Consider the following 5785-nt stretch of genomic DNA (forward strand, 5'->3'; position numbering starts at 1 on the left):
CGGCCCACGGCGGGCCGGTCACCGCGGCCGGTACCCGCGCCGTGGCCGCCGACTCGTCGAGGGATTCCAGGAGTTCACCGGCGGAGACGGTCACGTCGAGCGTGGCGTCGAGGCCGTTCTCGTAGGGCTTGGCGAGGCGCACCGCGCGGATGGCGAGCACCTCGAAGGACGGCGGACGCCCGAAGACGGCGAGTGCCGTGCCGGCCGCCTGGAGGCGGACCGCGGCGGCGCGGTCGTAGTGGAGCAGCCGGGAGAGGAAGGCCGCGAAGTCTGCTGCCTCCCCTTCGTCGGCGAGGTGGAGGACCGTCATGCCGCGACGGCCTCCTCCTCGTCGTCGTCCCGGTATTCCTCCAGGAACTCCCGTTCCTCGGAGGTGATCCGGCGCGGTCGTTGTGCCTCGAAGTCGAAGGGCACTATGACCGTGGAGGCGCGGACGTAGACCTGGTCGCCGTCCTTCACCTCGTAGGTGATGGTGAAGGACGCCGCCCTGATCTCCGTGACCCACAGCTCGATGTCCACGGGCGCGTGCCGGTGGACGAGCTGGCGTTTGTAGTCGATCTCGTGGCGCGCCACGACCGAGCCCTGCTTGAAGTCCTTGTCCGGGCGGAACAGGAAGTCGATACGGGCTTCCTCCAGGTAGCGGAGGAAGACCACGTTGTTGACGTGGCCGTACGCGTCCATGTCCGCCCAGCGCAGTGGGCAGCGGTAGATGTGGCGCAAGAAGATCAGCCCCGGGTCAGCTTCTTGTAGGTGGCGCGGTGCGGACGCGCGGCGTCCGGGCCGAGCCGCTCGACCTTGTTCTTCTCGTAGGACTCGAAGTTGCCCTCGAACCAGAACCACTTGGAGTCACCCTCGTAGGCGAGGATGTGGGTGGCGACCCGGTCCAGGAACCACCGGTCGTGGGAGACGACCACGGCCGCACCGGGGAACTCAAGGAGCGCGTTCTCCAGCGAGCCCAGGGTCTCGACGTCGAGGTCGTTCGTCGGCTCGTCGAGGAGCAGCAGGTTGCCGCCCTGCTTGAGGGTGAGCGCGAGGTTGAGGCGGTTGCGCTCACCGCCGGAGAGGACGCCGGCCGGCTTCTGCTGGTCGGGGCCCTTGAAGCCGAACGCGGAGACGTAGGCGCGGGACGGCATCTCGACCTGGCCGACGTTGATGTAGTCCAGCTCGTCCGAGACGACGGCCCACAACGACTTCTTGGGGTCGATGTTCTCGCGGCTCTGGTCGACGTAGGAGATCTTGACGGTCTCGCCGACCTTGATGGAACCGGAGTCCGGCTCCTCCAGGCCCTGAATCATCTTGAAGAGGGTCGTCTTGCCGGCGCCGTTCGGGCCGATGACGCCGACGATGCCGTTGCGCGGGAGCGTGAAGGAGAGGTCGTCGATGAGGACCTTGTCGCCGAAGGCCTTGGAGAGGTTGCTGACCTCGACGACGATGGAGCCCAGGCGCGGGCCCGGCGGGATCTGGATCTCCTCGAAGTCCAGCTTCCGCATCTTGTCCGCCTCGGCGGCCATCTCCTCGTAGCGCGACAGACGCGCCTTGGACTTGGCCTGGCGTCCCTTGGCGTTGGAGCGGACCCAGTCCAGCTCCTCCTTCAGACGCTTCGCGCGCTTGGCGTCCTTCTGGCCCTCGACCTTGAGGCGGGAGGCCTTCTTCTCCAGGTAGGTGGAGTAGTTGCCCTCGTAGGGGTGGGCGCGACCGCGGTCGAGTTCGAGGATCCACTCGGCGACGTTGTCCAGGAAGTACCGGTCGTGGGTGACGGCGACGACGGTGCCGGGGTACTTCGCGAGGTGCTGCTCCAGCCACTGGACCGACTCGGCGTCCAGATGGTTGGTGGGCTCGTCGAGCAGCAGCAGGTCAGGTGCTTCGAGCAGCAGCTTGCAGAGCGCGACGCGGCGGCGCTCACCACCGGAGAGGTTGGTGACGGGCCAGTCGCCGGGCGGGCAGCCCAGGGCGTCCATGGCCTGCTCCAGCTGGGTGTCCAGGTCCCACGCGTTGGCGTGGTCCAGGTCCTCCTGGAGCTTGCCCATCTCGTCGAGCAGGGCGTCCGAGTAGTCGGTCGCCATCTCCTCGGCCACCTCGTTGAAGCGCCTGAGCTTGCCCATGATCTCGGCGGCGCCGTCCTGCACGTTCTCCAGGACCGTCTTCGACTCGTCGAGCGGGGGCTCCTGGAGGAGCATGCCGACGCTGTAACCCGGCGACAGGAAGGCGTCGCCGTTGGAGGGCTGCTCAAGGCCCGCCATGATCTTGAGAACGGTGGACTTACCGGCACCGTTAGGTCCGACCACACCGATCTTCGCGCCGGGCAGGAAGCTCAGCGTCACATCGTCAAGGATGACCTTGTCGCCGTGCGCCTTGCGCGTCTTGCGCATGGTGTAGATGTACTCAGCCAAGAGAAACCGTCCGGCAGCTTGAAATCTGGAGTGGGCAGATGTAGTCCATCTTGCCTGAGGTCCCGGCCTGGGTGGTAACTCGTTTGGTCGGGGGGCTGTGAGCTGGGGGTTCGGCCGGTGCCCTGTCTCACCATCCGCAGTCGATGTCGGTCATTGCTCCTCGGAGGACCGGATCGGTACTCGTACCGCTGATCAGCAGCAGGCCGCCGTCCCGCCCCCAGTCCAACTCGTACGTGCCGCCGGCGATGGGCCGGTACCCGTCGTCGACCACCCAGGAGCCCGCCTCGCCCAGCGCCAGGCCGGTGCGCCCCACCGCGTACGCGTCGCCGTTGCCGATCATGAGGAACGACGTCTCCCGCACCACGGCCGTACAGCCGCCGGGGCCCGTGGGGCGCAGCACGTAGTACCGCGCGCCCAAGTCGGCCACCGCTCCCCAGGCGACGCCGAGCGTCCCCACGCCGATCAGCACGGCGCTCACCGGTGACACCCACCTCGCTCGCGTCCTCGCAAGCCGCGCGTCCTGCGCCCGTCCGGCCGCCCGGAGGAAGGTCCACCACAGGACGAGGGCGAGCGCGAAGACGACACCGCTCACCTCCCAGCCGGGGACCACGTGCCCCCAGACCAGCAGCAGGAGGTCGCTCCAGCTCGCCCAGGCGGCGAGAGCCAGGCTCCCGACGCCCGCCGCCGCGAAGGTGCCGGGCGACAACCCCTCGCCGTGCCGTATCCATGCATCGGTCATGGCGGATACGACTCGCCGAAGGCGCCGGCAGTTGCGCCGGAAAGCCGGAACACCGGCGGGCGGTCGGCGCTTCCTCAGCCCTTCCCGGGCTTCCGGTCCCGCAGCAGGATCAGGGCTGTGGCGCCGATGCCGACCAGGCCGAGGGCGACGACCGTGATCATCGGGGTGATGGCCGAGCCGCCCGTCTCGGCGAGGTTCGTGTCGACGGTGGTGCCGCCCACCGTGGCGGGGCTGGGCTCGCTGAGCGTCTGTGTCACGGCGCCGCCCGCGTCGCTCTGCGTCCGGCAGTCGAGGACTCCGGCGAACCGCTTCTCGTAGCCGTGCGGCGCCGTGATCGTGAAGTCGTACGCCTGGTCCTCCTGGAGCGGGATCGTCACCGTCTGGGACTCCCCTGCGTCGATGCCGTGCTCGACCCCCAGGAGAGCGAAGGTGAACGTCTCGTCGCCCTCGTTGGCCGCCGTGATGTCCACGCCGCCCGCGACGCAGTTCTTCCGCGCCGACAGTGCCGGTATCGCCCCCGTCTTCGCCCAGTCCGCGTCGGCGGCGGCGGAGACCGTCGACTCGCTGGAACCGGCGAGGATCTGCGTCTGGCTCCTGTTCTCGGAGGTGAAGGCCCGGCCGACGGGCACGGTGGTGGAGCCCTGCACGGTCAGCTCGGCCGACCCGTCCGCCGCGCTCTCGGGGACGTCGAAGAACACCTGGCTGCCGTCCGCCGCGGACGTGACGGCCTTGCCGTCCTTGTCGACGATCCGCACCCCGGTCGTGGCGGCGTCCGCGGGCGGTGTCAGCGTCACCCCGTTCGCGTTGGTGTGCACCGTCACCGGGCCGAGCCGCTCGCCGGGGTGGCCGGAGACCGCGGGCGGGTCGAGGGTCAGCGAGGCCTGCGGCTCCGCCACGGCCCGCGCGCTCTTCTGCAGATAGTCCGCGAGCTTCTCGGCCTGCGGGTCGACCGCGTCGACGTCGGCGCCGTCCGAGTAGCGCCAGATGGCCACCTGGGTGCCGGCCGCCGCGTCGCTCTCGGTCAGGCCCTTGGTGCCGGCCTTCGCGGAGAGCGCCGCGAGGTCGTTCACCTGCGGGTAGGAGTGCTGCAGGATCCAACGGATCCTGCCCGCGCTCTTGTTGGCGGCCAGCGACGTGCCGCTCCACGCGGTCTCGTGGTACTTGGCGTCCCGCTGGGTGGGGTTCTGGAGATCGACGCAGTACGTCTGCAGGGTGCCGCCGCCGTCCACGGACATCTCGAACAGGCCCGCGGAGACCTGCACATCGCTGCCGCCGGCGTCGTGGATCACGGCGTCGCCGTACGTCTTGAGCCCGCCTATCGTGGCCGTCGCCCCGCCCTGGGTCTGCGGTGTCTCGTCGGCGACGGCCGGGCCCGCGCCGGCCAGCACACCGGCGGCGACAAGTCCGCACGCCCAGGTCGCGGCGACGAAGCGCACGGCGCCCCGGCCACGTAGTGACAGCGCGGAGAAGACAGACAACGCAGAAGACACGGAATTCCCCTTCGAGCAGGACCCATGGGCGTGGGGGGCGTGGCGTGGTCCCACCAGCAGAATCTGTAGCGCCGAGAGCTGTGCCCGAGCTATGTCCGGCATCCTAAGGACGCGGGCGCACCACGTTCTCCAGTCGGGTGATCGGATAACCGTTCCGAATCGGAATCGTTATCGCCAAGATCACCTGCGAGCGTGGCTTATCGACAAATCCACCGAGCCATTCGGAACGCATTCATCGATAAGCCATGGATAAGCCGTAGTTCGATCAGCTCGGGGCATTCACTGACATCACGACACCGCGACGGGCTCGGCCTGTTGCTGCCGGTCCTGTTGCTCGGAGGCGTCGGCGGAATCCCCCGCCGGGGTCTCCCAGTCGGGCTCGGGCCGGGGCGGCGAGGCCGCCGTGTCCGGCCTGTTGGCCCGCCGGAAGGCCGAGGTGCCGCGCGCCAGGTCGTGGCCGATCGCCACGGCGTCGAGGTCCGCCGAGGACCGGTTCGGCTGCCCCTCGCGCACCTCCGTACGCACCTTCAACCGGCCCTGGACGACGACCGGGTCACCCACCGTCAGCGACGCCGCCACGTTCGTGGCCAGCTGCCGATTGGCCCACACCGTGAAGAAGTTGGTGTGGCCGTCCGTCCATGTGCTCTTCTCGCGGTCCCAGTAACGCGAGGTCACCGCCAGCCGGAACCGCGCCGACGGTCCCGCCGCCAACTCCCGGTACACCGGCGGTGTCGCCACGTTGCCCACCGCGCAGACCATGGTCTCGTTCATCGTGCGTCCCTCCCTCACCCGGCCGCGTCGGCCGGGCGGAAACGCGTACGGGCCCGTCCCGTACGGCTGCAGTCAGACTGCCTCCGCCGAGCCGAGCCCGCTGAGCGCTGTGCACCACCGCCCACCTGTGGAAAACCTCATCACCCGGACGAGGGAACGACGTTCGGACCGAGGTTCACCCGGCCCCGACGCCCGCCCCTGTGACCCGCGCGTACTGCTCCCGCACCTCCCGGTACCGCAGCAGCTCGGCGGCCAGCGGATCGAGCACCCGTGCCCGGCCGCAGCCCGCCGCCGCCTCCCTCAACCGCCGCTCCGCGTCCAGGCCGTAGCGCCGGGCGGGTCCGCGGGCCGCCATCCGGCAGCTCCACTCGACGAGCGGGCCGCCGATGATGCCG

General features: G+C 69.6%; 5 protein-coding genes and 2 pseudogenes. All 7 read right to left on the bottom strand.

Annotation, left to right across the window (positions count from 1 at the left end):
* Window positions 1–310, bottom strand: a pseudogene (locus R6V09_RS44060) (hypothetical protein); the annotation flags it as partial.
* The gene (locus R6V09_RS44065; protein WP_317887108.1) at window positions 307–720 is read right to left on the bottom strand and encodes an acyl-CoA thioesterase; all 414 of its coding nucleotides are present in this window, start codon (window positions 718–720) and stop codon (window positions 307–309) included. The pseudogene R6V09_RS44060 and the gene R6V09_RS44065, both read right to left, overlap by 4 nt.
* Before the next feature lie 5 nt (window positions 721–725).
* A complete protein-coding gene (gene ettA / locus R6V09_RS44070) occupies window positions 726–2390 on the bottom strand; it encodes an energy-dependent translational throttle protein EttA (RefSeq protein ID WP_317887109.1) in 1665 nt (554 codons plus the stop codon).
* A gap of 127 nt (window positions 2391–2517) precedes the next feature.
* The gene (locus tag R6V09_RS44075) at window positions 2518–3129 is read right to left on the bottom strand and encodes a hypothetical protein (RefSeq protein WP_317887110.1); all 612 of its coding nucleotides are present in this window, start codon (window positions 3127–3129) and stop codon (window positions 2518–2520) included.
* A 74-nt stretch (window positions 3130–3203) separates the two neighbouring features.
* The gene (locus tag R6V09_RS44080; RefSeq protein ID WP_317887111.1) at window positions 3204–4619 is read right to left on the bottom strand and encodes a Cys-Gln thioester bond-forming surface protein; all 1416 of its coding nucleotides are present in this window, start codon (window positions 4617–4619) and stop codon (window positions 3204–3206) included.
* Window positions 4620–4907: 288 nt separating this feature from the next.
* The gene (locus R6V09_RS44085; protein WP_317887112.1) at window positions 4908–5390 is read right to left on the bottom strand and encodes a single-stranded DNA-binding protein; all 483 of its coding nucleotides are present in this window, start codon (window positions 5388–5390) and stop codon (window positions 4908–4910) included.
* Between the two features lie 175 nt (window positions 5391–5565).
* Window positions 5566–5785, bottom strand: a pseudogene (locus R6V09_RS44090) (ATP-binding protein); the annotation flags it as partial.

The sequence above is a fragment of the Streptomyces sp. W16 genome, from assembly GCF_033194735.1.
Classification (GTDB): domain Bacteria; phylum Actinomycetota; class Actinomycetes; order Streptomycetales; family Streptomycetaceae; genus Streptomyces.

Coding starts and splice junctions, on each gene's coding strand:
- R6V09_RS44075 (WP_317887110.1), bottom strand. CDS start 3,129: ATGACCGATGCATGGATACGGCACGGCGAGGGGTTGTCGCCCGGCACC.
- R6V09_RS44085 (WP_317887112.1), bottom strand. CDS start 5,390: ATGAACGAGACCATGGTCTGCGCGGTGGGCAACGTGGCGACACCGCCG.